General features: G+C 63.5%; 13 protein-coding genes and 3 tRNA genes. 13 read left to right on the forward strand and 3 right to left on the reverse strand.

Features of this window, described 5'->3' with window-relative positions; genetic code table 11:
- Positions 1 to 25: 25 nt before the first annotated feature.
- The 7 genes from ABGX75_RS07745 to ABGX75_RS07775 all read left to right on the forward strand — a co-directional run bounded on the left by ABGX75_RS07745 (position 26) and on the right by ABGX75_RS07775 (position 9,728).
- Positions 26 to 2,038 carry an NADPH-dependent 2,4-dienoyl-CoA reductase gene (locus ABGX75_RS07745; protein WP_347410789.1) on the forward strand — a complete coding sequence of 671 codons (2,013 nt, stop codon included), beginning with the start codon at positions 26 to 28 and terminating at the stop codon, positions 2,036 to 2,038.
- Positions 2,039 to 2,241: 203 nt separating this feature from the next.
- Positions 2,242 to 3,291, forward strand: coding sequence for a low specificity L-threonine aldolase (locus ABGX75_RS07750; protein ID WP_035411268.1), 1,050 nt, complete (start codon positions 2,242 to 2,244; stop codon positions 3,289 to 3,291).
- Between the two features lie 229 nt (positions 3,292 to 3,520).
- Positions 3,521 to 5,443, forward strand: coding sequence for a PrkA family serine protein kinase (locus ABGX75_RS07755; protein WP_011506184.1), 1,923 nt, complete (start codon positions 3,521 to 3,523; stop codon positions 5,441 to 5,443).
- A gap of 84 nt (positions 5,444 to 5,527) precedes the next feature.
- Entirely contained in the window at positions 5,528 to 6,808 is a 1,281-nt protein-coding gene (locus ABGX75_RS07760; protein ID WP_011506185.1) for a YeaH/YhbH family protein, read from the forward strand.
- Between the two features lie 21 nt (positions 6,809 to 6,829).
- Positions 6,830 to 8,380 (forward strand): SpoVR family protein, encoded by a 1,551-nt coding sequence (locus ABGX75_RS07765; protein WP_179152714.1) that lies wholly within the window; start codon positions 6,830 to 6,832, stop codon positions 8,378 to 8,380.
- A gap of 144 nt (positions 8,381 to 8,524) precedes the next feature.
- Positions 8,525 to 8,800, forward strand: a complete 276-nt coding sequence (locus ABGX75_RS07770; RefSeq protein ID WP_011506187.1) for an Lrp/AsnC ligand binding domain-containing protein — start codon at positions 8,525 to 8,527, stop codon at positions 8,798 to 8,800.
- A gap of 76 nt (positions 8,801 to 8,876) precedes the next feature.
- Positions 8,877 to 9,728 (forward strand): DNA/RNA non-specific endonuclease, encoded by an 852-nt coding sequence (locus tag ABGX75_RS07775; RefSeq protein ID WP_011506188.1) that lies wholly within the window; start codon positions 8,877 to 8,879, stop codon positions 9,726 to 9,728.
- A 195-nt stretch (positions 9,729 to 9,923) separates the two neighbouring features.
- On the opposite strand, the gene ABGX75_RS07780 is transcribed toward ABGX75_RS07775, so the two are convergent.
- The 3 genes from ABGX75_RS07780 to ABGX75_RS07790 all read right to left on the reverse strand — a co-directional run bounded on the left by ABGX75_RS07780 (position 9,924) and on the right by ABGX75_RS07790 (position 10,243).
- A tRNA-Leu gene (locus ABGX75_RS07780) sits at positions 9,924 to 10,010 on the reverse strand.
- Between the two features lie 24 nt (positions 10,011 to 10,034).
- Positions 10,035 to 10,121 (reverse strand) — tRNA-Leu (locus ABGX75_RS07785).
- Positions 10,122 to 10,156: 35 nt separating this feature from the next.
- A tRNA-Leu gene (locus tag ABGX75_RS07790) sits at positions 10,157 to 10,243 on the reverse strand.
- A gap of 195 nt (positions 10,244 to 10,438) precedes the next feature.
- On the opposite strand from ABGX75_RS07790, the gene rnr reads away from it, so the two are divergent.
- The 6 genes from rnr to rplI all read left to right on the forward strand — a co-directional run bounded on the left by rnr (position 10,439) and on the right by rplI (position 15,829).
- Positions 10,439 to 12,844: a ribonuclease R gene (gene rnr / locus ABGX75_RS07795; protein WP_035411261.1), complete on the forward strand. Its 2,406-nt coding sequence runs from the start codon at positions 10,439 to 10,441 to the stop codon at positions 12,842 to 12,844.
- 27 nt (positions 12,845 to 12,871) lie between these two features.
- The gene (rlmB, locus tag ABGX75_RS07800) at positions 12,872 to 13,657 is read left to right on the forward strand and encodes a 23S rRNA (guanosine(2251)-2'-O)-methyltransferase RlmB (protein ID WP_301968099.1); all 786 of its coding nucleotides are present in this window, start codon (positions 12,872 to 12,874) and stop codon (positions 13,655 to 13,657) included.
- A gap of 182 nt (positions 13,658 to 13,839) precedes the next feature.
- Positions 13,840 to 14,247 (forward strand): 30S ribosomal protein S6, encoded by a 408-nt coding sequence (gene rpsF / locus ABGX75_RS07805; RefSeq protein WP_011506191.1) that lies wholly within the window; start codon positions 13,840 to 13,842, stop codon positions 14,245 to 14,247.
- Positions 14,248 to 14,269: 22 nt separating this feature from the next.
- On the forward strand, positions 14,270 to 14,497 hold the full coding sequence (rpsR, locus tag ABGX75_RS07810) for a 30S ribosomal protein S18 (RefSeq protein ID WP_011506192.1): 228 nt from the start codon (positions 14,270 to 14,272) through the stop codon (positions 14,495 to 14,497).
- Positions 14,498 to 14,515: 18 nt separating this feature from the next.
- Positions 14,516 to 15,367 (forward strand): hypothetical protein, encoded by an 852-nt coding sequence (locus ABGX75_RS07815; RefSeq protein ID WP_347410677.1) that lies wholly within the window; start codon positions 14,516 to 14,518, stop codon positions 15,365 to 15,367.
- A 15-nt stretch (positions 15,368 to 15,382) separates the two neighbouring features.
- Positions 15,383 to 15,829 (forward strand): 50S ribosomal protein L9, encoded by a 447-nt coding sequence (gene rplI / locus ABGX75_RS07820; RefSeq protein ID WP_011506194.1) that lies wholly within the window; start codon positions 15,383 to 15,385, stop codon positions 15,827 to 15,829.
- The last annotated feature ends 183 nt before the right edge of the window (positions 15,830 to 16,012 follow it).

A 16,012-nucleotide genomic window follows, 5' to 3' on the forward strand; every position in this document is an offset into this window, starting at 1 on the left:
CACCGAGTGCAAGCGAGGACGCGCCGTGACCCAGTATCCGCATCTCTTTCGCCCGTTGACGGTCGGGCCCGTGACGCTGAGCAACCGTATCCTGATGGGCTCGATGCATACCAACCTGGAAGAGGCGCCCGATGGATTCGTTCGCCTGGCGGCGTTTTATGCCGAACGGGCGCGTGCGGGCGTGGCCTTGATCGTGACCGGTGGCATCGCCCCGAATCGCGAAGGCGCCGTCTTCGAGGGCGCCGCCAAGCTGACCGAGCCGCGGGAGGTCGAGGCGCACCGCGAGGTGACCCGGGCGGTCCACGCCGAAGGGGGGCACATCTGTCTCCAGATCCTGCATGCCGGGCGTTATGCCTACTCGCGCTCGCTGGTGGCGCCATCCCCTCTCAAGGCACCGATCAACCCGTTCACGCCGCGTGCGTTGAGGGGTGACGAGGTGATTCGGCAGATCGAGGATTACGTGCAGTGCGCTCGTCGGGCACGGGAGGCCGGGTACGACGGTGTCGAGGTCATGGGGTCGGAAGGCTACCTGATCAATCAGTTCCTGTGTCTGCGCACCAATCGTCGCGACGACGAGTGGGGTGGCGCGTTCGCGAACCGCATGCGGTTCGCCGTGGAGATCGTGCGTGGCATACGCCGCGCGCTGGGCGATGACTTCTTGATCATCTTCCGGTTGTCGATGATCGATCTGGTCGAGGAAGGCAGCAGCCATGACGAGGTCGTGATGCTGGGGCGTGCGATCGAGGCGGCGGGCGCCAACCTGATCAATACCGGCATCGGCTGGCACGAGGCGCGAGTACCGACCATCGTCACCAGCGTGCCGCGAGCGGCGTTCACGGAGGTGACGCGACGCTTGCGCGACGAACTCGATGTTCCGCTCATCGCGACCAACCGCATCAACATGCCCGATGTCGCCGAGCGCGTGCTGGCCGAGGGGCATGCCGACATGGTGTCGATGGCCCGCCCCTTTCTGGCCGATCCCGAATGGGTCAGCAAGGCCCGCGACGGGCAGGCGGCGTTCATCAACACCTGCATCGCCTGCAACCAGGCCTGTCTGGATCATACCTTCCAGGGCAAGCTGACCTCGTGTCTGGTGAACCCGCGTGCCTGTCACGAGACCGAGGTGATTCTCGCGCCGGTGGCGTCGCCGCGCGATATCGCCGTGGTCGGTGCCGGGCCGGCGGGACTGGCGACCGCCGTGTCGGCGGCGCAGCGCGGCCATCGTGTCACGCTGTTCGAGCGCGAGGCCGAGATCGGCGGCCAGTTTCGCTATGCGCAGCGCATTCCCGGCAAGGAAGAGTTTGCCGAGACGCTGCGTTATTACCGCACCATGCTGGCGTCGCTGGACGTACGGGTGTGCCTGAACACGCCGGTCGATGCGTCGCGCTTGGAGCCCTTCGACGCCGTGGTGCTGGCCACCGGGGTCAGGCCCCGCGACGTGGCGTTCCTGCCCAGTCACGATCCGCGGGTGGTGGATTACCCCACGGCGATCCTGCATCCCGAGCGGGTCGGTCCCCGCGTGGCGATCATCGGTGCCGGTGGCATCGGCTTCGATGTCGCGGAACTGCTGACCCATGGCGATCATCCCGCCTGCGATCGCGAGGCATGGTGTGCCGAGTGGGGTGTCGATCTGTCGCTGTCGGCGCGGGGCGGACTCGTGACCCCGCGCACGCCGCCGGTGGCACGCGACGTCATGCTGCTCCAGCGCAAGGCCAGCAAGCCTGGCAAGGATCTGGGCACCACCACCGGTTGGGTACACCGCGTGTCGTTGCGGCAACGGGGGGTGCGCATGTTGAACGGCTGCGAGTATCGTGGCCTCGACGCGGCCGGGCTGCATATCGTGCGCGAGGGCGTCGAGACATGCCTCGAGGTCGACTCGGTGGTGGTGTGCGCCGGACAGGTATCGGTCACGGAGCTGGAGGCGCCGCTGGCGGCGGCAGGTTGCGAGATCCATGTCATCGGCGGAGCACAGGAAGCGGCGGAGCTGGATGCCAAGCGGGCCATCGATCAGGGAGTGCGACTGGCGGCGCGGCTGTAGCCTGGCATGCAAACGGCCTGCGTCTGCCGACTTTCATGCATGGCTCACGGGGGCCTGAGGGGCGGGCTTCCTGTCTGTGGCGGCGTTGAGTAGACTGGATCGGGACGCAATTTTTTGCATGATAACGGCAGGCGTTGGCACCCGGCGTCTTCCGGTGTATCGGCAAGCGTCTTTCTTTTCGCCACCCATAAGGATACCAAGGCATGGAACCCGACTGTACGCCCCGCTTTCTGGCCAGCGACAACACTTCGGGCATCTGTCCTCCCGCCCTCGACTACCTGTTGCGCGCCAACGCCTGCGATGACCTCGCCTATGGCAACGATGCCTGGACGCAGAAGGCTGCCGATCGTTTCCGCGATTTCTTCGACTACGACTGCGACGTGTTCTTCGTCTTCAACGGCACGGCGGCCAACTCCCTGACGCTGGCGGCCATGGGACAGAGCTACCATAGCGTCATCTGCCATGAGCTGGCGCATATCGAGACAGATGAGTGCGGCGGGCCGGAATTCTTCTCCAATGGTGCCAAGCTGCTCACCTGTGCCGGGGCCGACGGCAAGTTGACGCCCGAGGGAATCGAGTCGCTGGTGATGCGGCGCAGCGACATTCATTACCCCAAGCCGCGCACGATCTCGCTGACCCAGGCCACCGAGGTCGGCACCGTGTATACGCGCGATGAACTGATGGCGATTCGGGCCATGGCGGATAAACACGGGCTGCACGTGCACATGGACGGCGCGCGCTTTGCCAATGCCTGCGCGTCGCTGAAGGCGACGCCGGCGGAATTGACCTGGCAGGCCGGCGTCGATGCACTGTGCTTCTCGGGCACCAAGAATGGCCTGCCGATGGGGGAAGCGGTGGTCTTCTTCAATCGCGCCCTGGCGGAAGATTTCGATTATCGCTGCAAGCAGGCGGGACAGCTGGCCTCCAAGATGCGCTTCATCGCCGCGCCCTGGCTGGGGCTGCTGGAAAGTGGCGCCTGGTTGAGCAATGCCGAACATGCCAATGCCATGGCACGTTATCTGGCGGAGGGCTTTGCCGCGCTGCCGGGCGCCGAGCTGATGTTTCCCGCCCAGGCCAACAGCGTTTTCGTGACGCTGCCGGTCACGGTACTCGAGGCGCTGCGTGAGCGCGGCTGGACGTTCTACACGTTCATCGGTGCGGGCGGTGCACGTTTCGTGTGCGCCTGGAACACCACCCAGGCCTTGCTCGATCGCCTGCTCGACGACGCTCGCGAGGCGTTGGCCGCAGCGTAACAGGTACCGACTGGGCGGCGAATGTCTCGCGGACCGCCCAGTATCTTCCCTTTTCCATGACTTTCAACGAACCAATGGCCGTTCGATGGGCTCTTATAGACAGGGCCGGGCGGCTGCGTTGAAAGGAAAATGCGTATTGCACCACCCGTTTCCCCTCCATCTGTCTACGCTGATACATAGCCAGTCCCGAATCCGAGGCGCGACCCCGTGTCGTGAAAGGAGGCGTTTGATGAGTATCTTCGATCATGTCCAGAATCGTTACGAACGCGTTCAACAGGAGGAACTGAGCCTTCAGGAGTATCTGGAGCTCTGTCGTCGCGAGCCCGGCGCATACGCGACTGCAGCGGAGCGCATACTCGAGGCGATCGGCGAGCCGGAAGTCATCGATACCGCCAGGGATTCGCGGCTGTCGCGCATTTTCAGCAACAAGGTCATCCGCCGTTATCCGGCGTTTTCCGAGTTCTACGGAATGGAAGAGGCCATCGAGCAGATCGTGGCGTACTTTCGGCATGCCGCGCAGGGCCTGGAAGAGAAGAAGCAGATCCTGTATCTCCTGGGGCCGGTGGGGGGCGGCAAGTCCTCGCTGGCCGAGCGCCTCAAGCTGCTGATGGAGCACGTACCGTTCTATGCCATCAAGGGCTCGCCGGTGTTCGAGTCGCCGCTGGGGCTGTTCTCGCCGGAGGAGGATGGCGAGCTGCTCGAGAAGGAGTACGGGATTCCCCGTCGCCAACTGCGGTCGGTGATGTCGCCCTGGGCCGCCAAGCGCCTCAAGGAGTACGGCGGCGATATCTCGCAGTTTCGCGTCGTGCGACTCTACCCCTCGCGTCTCAATCAGATCGCGGTATCCAAGACCGAGCCCGGGGACGAGAACAACCAGGACATTTCGTCGCTGGTGGGCAAGGTCGACATTCGCCAGCTCGAGCTTTATTCCCAGGATGATCCCGATGCCTACAGCTTCTCCGGCGGCCTGTGCAAGGCCAACCAGGGATTGATGGAATTCGTCGAGATGTTCAAGGCGCCGATCAAGGTACTGCATCCCTTGCTGACGGCGACTCAGGAGGGCAACTACAACCCCACCGAGGGCATGGGGGCCATTCCCTTCGACGGCATCGTGCTGGCGCACTCCAACGAAAGCGAGTGGCAGACGTTTCGCAACAACCGCAACAACGAGGCGTTCCTCGACCGTGTCTACATCGTCAAGGTGCCCTACTGCCTGCGGGTGACCGAAGAGATCAACATCTACAAGAAGCTGCTCGAGCACTCCTCGCTGAGCGAGGCGCCCTGCGCGCCGGACACGCTGCGCATGCTGGCGCAGTTCTCGGTGCTCTCGCGTCTCAAGGAGCCGGAGAATTCGAGCATCTACTCCAAGATGCGGGTCTACGACGGCGAGAACCTCAAGGACACCGATCCCAAGGCCAAGTCGATCCAGGAATATCGCGATGCGGCGGGGGTCGACGAGGGCATGGAGGGGCTGTCGACACGCTTCGCCTTCAAGATTCTCTCCAAGGTGTTCAACTTCGACACGCATGAAGTGGCCGCCAACCCGGTGCATCTGCTGTACGTGCTGGAGCAGCGGCTCGAGCAGGAGCAACTGCCCAAGGAAACCTTCGAACGCTATCTGCGTTTCATCAAGGAGTACCTGGCGCCGCGTTACGTCGACTTCATCGGCAAGGAAATCCAGACCGCGTATCTGGAATCGTACAGCGAGTATGGCCAGAACATCTTCGATCGCTACGTGACCTACGCCGATTTCTGGATTCAGGACCAGGAATATCGCGATCCCGAGACCGGGGAGCTGTTCAATCGCCAGGCGCTCAACGAGGAGCTGGAGAAGATCGAGAAGCCGGCGGGAATTTCCAACCCCAAGGATTTTCGTCACGAGGTGGTCAACTTCGTGCTGCGGGCGCGGGCTCAGAACAATGGCATGAATCCCAGCTGGCAGTCCTACGAGAAGCTCAAGGGCGTGATCGAGAAGAAGATGTTCGCCAATACCGAGGAACTGCTGCCGGTCATTTCCTTCAACGCCAAGGCCTCGACGGCCGACCAGAAGAAACACGAGGACTTCGTGGCACGCATGGTCGAGCGTGGCTATACCGAAAAGCAGGTCCGCCTGCTGTCGGAATGGTACCTGCGGGTGCGCAAGTCCCACTAGGCAGCATGACGTGACCGACGACAGGGGAGCGGGCGGCGTGCGGATGCCGCCTTGCCCTGCGCCCCGCGCTCACAGGAGGTCGCCATGACCTACTTCATCGATCGACGCGCCAACGCCAAGAACAAGAGTGCCGTGAATCGCCAGCGTTTCCTGCAACGCTATCGCAGCCATATCAAGCGAGCGGTGGAGGAAGCGGTCAATCGCCGCTCGATTACCGACATGGAGCGCGGCGAGAAGATCTCGATCCCCGCCAAGGACATTTCCGAGCCGGTCTTTCAGCATGGCCCGGGCGGGGCACGCACGATCGTAAGCCCGGGGAACAAGGAGTTCGTCGAGGGGGATCGCCTGCGTCGGCCGGGCGGCGAAGGGCGCGGCGGTTCGGGCGAGGGAAGTGCGTCCAACCAGGGCGAGGGCATGGACGAGTTCGCGTTTTCCCTGAGCCGCGAGGAATTTCTCGATTTCGTCTTCGATGGCCTGGCCTTGCCCCATCTCGAGCGCAAGCAGCTGCGGGATCTCGACGAGGTGCGCCCGGTGCGTGCCGGGGTGACGCGGGACGGCGTGCCGTCGCGGATCAATATCGTGCGCTCGATGCGCGAGGCGCAGGCGCGCCGCATCGGCATGCGCGCGCCCATCAAGCGTGCTCTGCGCGAAGCCGAGGAGGCCCTGGAAAGCGAGGAACGCAAGGACCCGGTGCTGCGCAACCCGGCACGAATCGGCGAACTCAAGGCCGAGATCGAGCGCCTCGAGAAGCGGCTCGAGGCGGTACCGTTCATCGATACCTATGATTTGCGCTACAACAATCTCATCGATCAGCCGCAGCCGTCCAACAAGGCGGTGATGTTCTGCGTCATGGACGTTTCCGGCTCCATGACCCAGGGGCACAAGGATATCGCCAAGCGCTTTTTCCTGTTGCTTTATCTCTTTCTGGAGCGTAACTACGAGAAGGTCGAACTGGTGTTCATACGCCACCACACGGCGGCCAAGGAAGTCGATGAAGAGGAATTCTTCTACTCGCGGGAAACCGGCGGAACCATCGTGTCCAGCGCCTTGACGCTCGTCGACGAGATCATCGCCAAGCGCTACTCGCCGGCGCAGTGGAACCTCTATGTCGCCCAGGCCTCGGACGGCGACAACTGGGACGACGACTCGCTGACCTGTCGCGACCTGCTCATGACGTCGCTGATGGCCAAATTGCAGTATTACACCTACGTGGAGATCACGCCGCACTCGCACCAGGCCTTGTGGGAAGAATACGAACGCGTACAGGCCGCTCACCCGAGCCGCTTCGCCATGCAACAGATCGTCGAGCCGGGGGACATCTACCCGGTCTTCCGCAAGCTGTTTCGCAAGCGCGTCGCATCGTGACGAGCAAGCTCAGGAGGTGACATGAGTCCATCCCCCATCGCTACCGGCTCCGACTGGAACTTCGAGATCCTGACGGCCTACGAGCGTGAAATCGCGCGTTTCGCCAAGGAATATCGTCTGGATACCTATCCCAACCAGATCGAGATCATCACGTCCGAGCAGATGATGGATGCCTATGCCAGCGTGGGCATGCCGGTGGGCTACCATCACTGGTCGTTCGGCAAGCAGTTCCTGTCCGTCGAGCAGGCGTATCGGCGTGGTCAGATGGGGCTGGCCTATGAGCTGGTCATCAATTCCGATCCCTGCATCGCCTACCTCATGGAAGAGAACACCTTGATGATGCAAGTGCTGGTCATGGCGCACGCCTGCTATGGCCATAACTCGTTCTTCAAGGGGAACTACCTGTTTCGCACCTGGACGGATGCCTCGGCGATCGTCGATTACCTGGTGTTCGCGCGCAAATACATTGCCGAGTGCGAGGAGCGTCACGGCGTCGGGGCGGTGGAGCAACTGCTGGATGCCTGTCACGCCCTGCAGAACTACGGCGTCGATCGCTACAAGCGGCCCTCGCCGATCTCCTCCGAGGAAGAGGCACGTCGCCAGCAGGAGCGGGAAGCCTACCTGCAGGCGCAAGTCAACGCCCTGTGGCGAACCATTCCCGAGCAGGCGACACCGACCGCGCAGAGGCCGGACGAGGATGGCGACGATCCGCTCGGGCTGCACCAGCACGGCCGCTATCCCGCCGAACCTCAGGAAAACCTGCTGTACTTTCTGGAGAAGAATGCTCCGCTGCTGGAGTCATGGCAGCGCGAGGTGGTGCGGATCGTGCGCAAGCTGGCGCAGTATTTCTACCCGCAGCGTCAGACCCAGGTCATGAACGAGGGGTGGGCCACCTTCTGGCACTATACGTTGATGAATCGCCTCTACGATGAAGGCTTGATCGACGAGGGCACGATTCTCGAATTCCTGCACTCGCACACCGCGGTGATTCAGCAGCCGGGGTTCGACAGTCCCCATTTCAACGGCATCAATCCCTACGCGCTGGGGTTCGCCATGTTCTCGGACATCCGTCGGATCTGCGAGGCGCCGACTGACGAGGACCGCGAATGGTTCCCGGACATCGCCGGCAGCGACTGGCTGGATACGCTGCATTTCGCGATGCGCAACTTCAAGGACGAGTCGTTCATTCAGCAGTTCCTGTCGCCCCGGGTGATCCGCGACCTCAAGCTGTTCAGCCTTGTCGACGACGATCGCGATGAGATGCTCACCATCAGTGCCATTCACGATGAACGCGGCTATCGCCGCGTGCGCGAGGCCCTCTCGGCGCAGTACGCGCTTTCCCTGCGCGAGCCCAACATCCAGGTCTGGGAAGCCGACATTCGTGGCGATCGGTCGCTGACGCTGCGCCATGTTCAGGACCGTCGGCGGCCGTTGGGCAAGACGCTCTACCCGGTGTTGCGCCATCTGCATCAGCTGTGGGGATTCCCCGTCAAGCTGGAGTCGGTCGAAGACGACGAGGTCGTGCGCCACTATCAATGGCCACTGCCCGGCGACGAGCGCGAGGGGGCATGACGCGGCGCTAGCCGCAGCGCCCAAGGCTGATATACTGAGCGCGCGCCGTCGACGCCATGTCGAAAAATGGCAGAGCGACAGTGCATCCTGAGTGCCCTGGCTGCGTGGCCGGGTGCGATGTTCCGAGTGCAGCGGGAGAGTCTCATGCAAAGCGCGGTGATCCTGATCGACGTGGAGAAGGGCCAGATCAATGCGGTGGCCCAGCGGCTCGCCGAGCTGGAAGGCATCAGCGAGGTGTTTTCCACCTGTGGCCGCTACGACCTGGTCGCGATCGCGCGCACGCGTGATTTCGAGTCATTGGCGCAACTGGTGACCGAGCGTCTGATGCAGGTCGAAGGCATTCACGACACCGAGACGCTCAATGCCATGCAGGTGCATTCCCGGCACGACCTCGAGACCATGTTCTCGCTGGGATGGTAGTTCCCGCCACGACGCGGCCCGCGAGGGCCGCCGATCTTCCGTTTTCGTCACTGCAGGACAAGGACGCGTCATCGGCATGATCGCCGTTATTTCCTATCAATTTCGGCGCCTGGTGCGTGGCGCAGGCATTTCCCTGGTTTTCGCCGTGGTCGGCTCCGGTCTCTGGTATTGGCAGGAGCGTGACGTCCGCGATCAGCTCAGCTGGATGGGCGTCCCCGAATGGCAGGCGACGAGCTGGCAGGGCTTCAACAGGGTGCTGCGCAACGACGGCTTCCTGGTCGGGTGGTCGGACATTCGCGTCAGCCCCCTGTGGGCCAGCTACATGCTGAATGAAACGGCGGAGGCGCCCATCGGCGATCGGCCCAGCGGGTTCGAGCGCGACTGGCGCTCGCTGTGGCCGGTGACGTCGGATCAGTACACGCGCAGTGGCTATGATCGTGGCCATCTGGCCCCCAACTACGCGATCGCCCGCGTCTACGGGCGCGACGCCCAGCTCGATACCTTTCGCATGACCAATATCACGCCCCAGCGCCCCGATCTGAATCGGCGCGTATGGCAGCGCCTGGAAGAAGTCGTCATGGACGACTTTCTGCCGCGTTTCGGTCGGCTTCAGGTGGTGACGGGGCCGGTCTTCGACGAACGCTTCCTGCACCGGATCGGGTTCACCCAGGTGCCGGCGGCGTTCTACAAGATCATCGTCGTGCCGGGCGAGCACCCGCGGGCACTGGCCTTTCTCGTGCCGCAAACGGTGCATGGCGACGAGCCGCTCGATCGCTTCCTGGTGAGCATCGACGAACTCGAGGCGCGGACTCGTCTCGACTTCTTTCCACGTCTGCCCGAGGCGGTCGAGACGCCGCTGGAGTCCCATATCGAGACCCAAGGCTGGGGGCTGGAGCGTGTCGCGCGACGGCCGGGGCGCTTCGACTAGACGACGGGCCGGGCAGAAGAGCCAATGAGCGGGGGAGGAGGTTTCCGCGTGATATCGGCTCGGGGCGATGACATCACCGGGTGGCCGGGGGAAACGGGCAAGTCAACGGGAAAACGACCGCATTGCCGGCAAGGCAAGCGTTCGATGGGGAAATGCTGCAGACGGGAATCACGATCGGAAAAGCGTCATGCGCGATGGTGCCCAGGAGAGGACTTGAACCTCCACGTCCGTAAGGACACTAGCACCTGAAGCTAGCGCGTCTACCAATTCCGCCACCTGGGCGCGTCATGGCTTTACCGATACTGATGGTGCCCGGAAGAGGACTTGAACCTCCACGTCCGTAAGGACACTAGCACCTGAAGCTAGCGCGTCTACCAATTCCGCCATCCGGGCATTTTGCCTCGCTTGCGATCTCGCCAGGAGATCGATGGTGCCCAGGAGAGGACTTGAACCTCCACGTCCATAAGGACACTAGCACCTGAAGCTAGCGCGTCTACCAATTCCGCCACCTGGGCGAGGCGCGTTGTATCATACCCATTTTTCGCGGGAATGCAAGCCATGAAGTCACATCCGCATGTGGCGACGCACATGACGGACATGGTTGGGTCGACTGGCTGTGCCCGCTATACTGGCGGCATGATTGAATTTCATAACAACGCCATCGGCGCACCCTATTCGCTTGCCGGCTCGCTCGTAAGGAAGTCATTACCATGAATCATTGGAAACTCAGTGACGATCCGCATGCGGAACGTGAAGCGAGTAAATACGATAATCCCGTCCCCAGCCGCGAATACCTGTTCGCGCGCCTGGAGGAGTACGGCAAGCCCATCACCCCCGAAAACCTCAGCCGCATGCTGGCGGTGGACGACGAGGAACGGCTGGAAGGCGTACGCCGCCGGCTGGCCGCCATGGAGCGCGATGGCCAGATTCTGCGCAATCGGCGTGGTGCCTACGCCCTGATCGACAAGCTCGACCTCATCCGCGGCCGGGTTCAGGGGCATCGCGACGGCATGGGCTTCTTGATCCGCGAGGATGGCAAGAAGCCCGATCTGGTATTGCCGCCTCGCCAGATGCGGCGTGTCTTCGACGGCGACCAGGTGCTGGTGCGCATCAGCGGCCGCGACCGGCGCGGTCGCGACGAGGCGACCATCGCCGAGGTGCTGGCGCGCAACACCCAGTCGCTGGTGGGGGTCTACCGCCAGAATACCGCCGAGTTCGGGGTATTGATTCCCGAGAACTCGCGGATCTCCCAGGAAGTGATCGTGCCGCATAGCGCCAGCGGTGGTGCCCGCGACGGCCAGATCGTCGCGGTGCGCATCACCCAGCAACCGGCGACGCGGGTACAGCCGGTCGGGGAGGTCACCGAAGTGCTCGGCGAGCGCATGGATCCGGGGATGGAAATCGACATCGCCATCCGCAGCTACGAGATTCCCGCGGAATTTCCGCCCGAGGTGCATGCCGAGATCGCCGACATGTCGGCGTCCGTGGCCGAGGCCGACAAGCAGAACCGGATCGATCTGCGCGATGTGCCCCTGGTGACCATCGACGACGAGTCCGCCAAGGACTTCGACGATGCCGTCTGCGCCTGGAAGACCAAGTCCGGGAGCTGGAAGCTGGTAGTGGCGATCGCCGACGTCTCGCACTACGTGCGTCCGGGCAGCGCCCTGGACCAGGAGGCGATCACGCGCGGCACCTCGGTCTATTTCCCCGGCCAGGTCGTACCGATGCTGCCCGAGCTGCTGTCCAACGGGCTGTGCTCGCTGAATCCCGAGGTGGACCGCCTGGCCCTGGTCTGCGAGATGAACATTTCGCCGAACGGGGCGATCAGCCGCTACCGCTTCTACGAGGCGGTATTCCAGTCGCATGCGCGCCTGACCTACAACAAGGTCGCCGCGATCCTCGACGACGAGGGGCCGGAAGCCGACGCCCTGCGCGAACAGTATCGGGATCTCGTGCCCTCGCTGAAGAACCTGAAAAGTCTCTACACGATCCTGCGCGAGGCACGCGAGGCGCGTGGTGCCATCGATTTCGAGACCACCGAGACGGAAATCATCTTCAACGAGGCGCGCAAGATCGAGAAGATCGTGCCGCGCTCGCGCAACGATGCGCACAAGATCATCGAGGAATGCATGCTGGCCGCCAACGTGGCGACCGCGCGCTTTCTCGACAAGCACGATCTGCCGGCGCTGTATCGTATCCACGAGAAGCCCTCGCCGGAGCGCCTGGACAAGCTGCGCCTGTTCCTCAACGAGCTGGGGCTGTCGCTGGGCGGCGGCGACGATCCGACGCCGCAGGACTATCGCGACCTTGCCGAGACGATCAAGGGACGGCCCGATGCCGACGTCATCCAGACGGTAATGCTGCGCTCGATGAGCCGCGCGGTCTATTCGCCGCAGAACGACGGCCACTTCGGTCTGGCCTATCCGGCTTATGCGCATTTCACTTCGCCGATTCGCCGCTATCCGGACCTGCTCGTGCATCGCGCCATCCGCTCGGTGATTCGAGGTCCGCGCCAGACCAATACCGTACTGCGTGCCGAGGGTGCGCCGGTGGAGCCGCCCAGCAAGTGGGCGCCGTACACCTTCGAGCAGATGCTCGAACTCGGCGAGCATTGCTCGATGACCGAGCGGCGCGCCGACGACGCGACACGCGACGTCGAGGATTGGCTGAAGTGCGAGTTCATGTCCGACAAGCTCGGCGAGATCTTCGACGGCACCATTGCCTCGGTGACGCAGTTCGGCGTCTTCGTGCGCCTCGACGATGTCTATGTGGAAGGGCTGGTGCACGTCACATCACTGCCGTCCGACTACTACCACTACGAGGCGGAAAAGCATCGCCTCAAGGGGGAGCGCAGCGGCATGTCCTATCGCCTCGGCGATGGCGTGACCGTGCAGGTGGCACGCGTCGACCTGGACGAGCGCAAGATCGACTTCGAACTGGCCGACGACAAGCCACGCCCGCATCGCTCCAACCGCGGCCGCAAGAAGCCGGCGTCTGGCGGTGCGTCGACACAGGGCAAGCAGGGGGCCGGGCAGGACGGCAATGCCGCCAAGAAATCGCGCGACGGCAAGCCGCGCCGGCGTTCTCGGCGTGGCAAGGGAGACAAGCGCGGATGAGCGCCGGACACCGGAAAGTGAGGCCTCATGAAAGGTAAGCCGTCCCGGGCGCGCGTCGCGACGCCCGAAGGTCTGGATGCCGTCTACGGCGTACATGCCGTGCGTGCCTTGTTCGAGCGTGGCCAGCCGCCGCGCGAGCTGTGGATCCAGGAGGGGCGCGCCGAAGCGCGCCTGGAAGCGCTGGTGGCGCTGGCGCGGCAGGCGGGCGTCAAGTGCGCCGGCGTGGCCCGCGAGACGCTCGATGGCGTGGCCAGAGGCGCCGTGCATCAGGGGGTGATCGCCTTCGCGCCGCCGCTGCAGGCCGAAAGCGAGGAGGCGTTATGGTTTCGCCTCGGCGCCTGGCAGCAATCGTCGCCGCCCTTGCTGCTGATCCTCGACGGGGTGACCGACCCGCATAATTTCGGTGCCTGTCTTCGCAGCGCGGATGCGGCGGGCGCGCATGGCGTCATCGTGCCCAAGGACAAGGCCGCGCCGCTCAATGCCACGGTCCGCAAGGTCGCCTGCGGTGCCGCCGATGTCACGCCCGTCTATCAAGTCACCAACCTGGCGCGGGCCATGGGTCGGCTCAAGACTCATGGGGTCTGGATCGTGGGTACCGCCGGCGAATCGGCGCAGTGCCTGTACGACATCGATCTGGCCGGGCCGCTGGCAGTGGTCATGGGCGCCGAGGGCAAGGGCATGCGCCGCCTGACCCGCGATGCCTGTGACCTGCTCGCCAAGCTGCCCATGGCCGGCAGCGTTTCCAGTCTCAACGTGTCGGTTGCCACCGGGGTCTGCCTGTTCGAGGCCGTTCGCCAGCGTCAGTCCTCGTGACGTCGGCCATGTAGCCCTTCGTGCGAGACGAGTTGCAAGCACGAGGGGCGATCACTACAATTGTGCGGTTCTCCGGGCGTCGCTTGCGCGTGCCCTGGAGACACCGAGACTTTTCTCCTTGCTTCTCGCGGCCCTCGAAAGGCACGGGCCCCGTGGAAGCTGTCAAACCGTAAGGAGCTATCATGCGTCATTACGAAATCGTGTTCATGGTCCACCCGGATCAGAGCGAGCAGGTGCCGGCCATGGTCGAGCGCTATACCGGGCTCGTCACCGAGAACGGCGGTACCGTGCATCGTCTGGAAGATTGGGGTCGCCGTCACCTGGCCTACCCGATCAACAAGATCCACAAGGCCCACTACGTGCTGATGAACATCGAGTGCAGCGGCGAGACTCTCGACGAGATCGAGAACATCTTCCGTTTCAACGATGCCATCATCCGCAGCCTGGTGGTGCGTTGCAAAGAGGCGATCACCGAAGCGTCTCCGATGATGAAGCCGGCTGAAGAAAAGCCGCGTCGTCGTGAAGAGAAAAGCGAGCGGCCGCGCACCGAGCGCAACGAAGAAGCCCCCGCTGACGCCGAAGCCAACTGATCCGATCTCTGGAGGATAACCCATGGCACGCTTTTTCCGTCGCCGTAAGTTCTGCCGCTTCACCGCCGAAGGCGTGAAGTACATCGATTACAAGGACATCGATACACTCAAGTCCTACATCACCGAAACCGGCAAGATCGTGCCCAGCCGCATCACCGGTACCAAGGCTCGTTACCAGCGTCAGCTGTCCACGGCCATCAAGCGCGCTCGCTACCTGGCGCTGCTGCCCTATACCGACAGCCACCAGTAAGACGAGGCGACTCGCGCGATGCTGGCACTGGCCCGTTGGGTAATGCGCGGTACGCCGCAAGCGGCTGTCACGGCCCTGATTGCGGCGTTGATTCCCTGGCTGTTCTGGCTGAGTGCCGCCGTGGCCGCACTGGTAACATTGCGGCGTGGCCTGGGCCCCGGGCTTCCGGTGCTGATCGCCGCCGCGCTACCGGCCGGCTGGTGGTGGATGCAGGGGGATGCCGTCCCGCTCGCCAGCGTGTTGCTGGTGACGTTGATGGCGACCATCCTGCGCGCTCGGCTGCGCTGGGGGGACACGCTGATTGCCGGCACCCTGGTATGCGCGGTGCTGGTCCAGATCGGCATCTTCCTGCCGCCGGGCGGCGCGGGACCGATGCTCGAGCAGGTACGCCAGAACTCGGCGGAAGTCGATGGCATGCTCACCGAGTTGAGCGCGCAGGGCGTTTCCACCGAGCAACTCGCGGGGATGCTGATCAGCGGGATTACCGGACTGGTCGTGCTGCTCGCGGCGATTGCCTGTCTGGCACTGGCGCGAAGCTGGCAAGCCGGATTGTACAATCCGGGGGGCTTTCGTGAAGAGTTCCACGCACTGCGCCTGAGTGCCAAGGAGTTGCTGCTGCTGGTCGGCGTGGGGGTGCTGGGACTCGTGTTCGCCATGCCGATGGCGACCATGCTGGTCTGGGTGCCGCTTCTGGTCGCGGGAGTCGCACTGGTCCATGGCTGGATTGGAATGAAGGGGATGAGCGGGTTCTGGTTGGTCGGCTTTTATGCACTGCTGCTGACGACCTGGCCCACGATTCTGATTGTGCTGTTGCTGGCCGTTGTCGATACTTTTGCGGATTTCCGCGCACGCCTGGCCCGCAACCACTGATGAGAGGTTAACGAGATGGACGTCATTCTGCTCGACAAGATTGGCAAGCTGGGCAACTTGGGTGATCAAGTCGCCGTCAAGGCCGGTTACGGCCGTAACTACCTGGTGCCCTACGGCCTCGCCGTGCCGGCCACCAAGGAAAACGTTGCCGCTTTCGAAGCGCAGCGTGCCGAGCTCGAAGCGCAAGCCGCCGAACGCAAGGCCGAAGCCGAAGCGCGCGCCGCGCAGCTTTCCGAGATCGAACTGTCACTGGTCGCCAAGGCGGGTGACGAAGGCAAGCTGTTCGGCTCGATCGGTCCGCGTGACCTGGCCGACGCCCTGACCCAGGCGGGTCTCGACGTGGTCAAGAGCGAAGTGCGCATGCCGGAAGGCCCGATTCGCAAGACGGGCGAATACGACATTACGCTGCAGCTGCACGCGGAAGTCACCTCCAGCGTTCGCATCGTGGTCGTGGCCGAGTAAGCGCCATACCGCCAGGCGACATGCCGGAATGGGGGCGCGAAGGGAAACCTTCGCGCCCTTTTTGTGCCAGGGCGGCGTATGCCACGGATGCGCTTTCGAGGGTGCAACGGCAATGACGTCGCGGCATCATATCAGTGGCCGAGACGGTGAGCGTATCCCGTTCGCCGGCCTTCGATACCGACC

This window comes from Chromohalobacter sp. (assembly GCF_039830575.1).
GTDB classification, from domain to species: Bacteria; Pseudomonadota; Gammaproteobacteria; order Pseudomonadales; family Halomonadaceae; genus Chromohalobacter; species Chromohalobacter israelensis.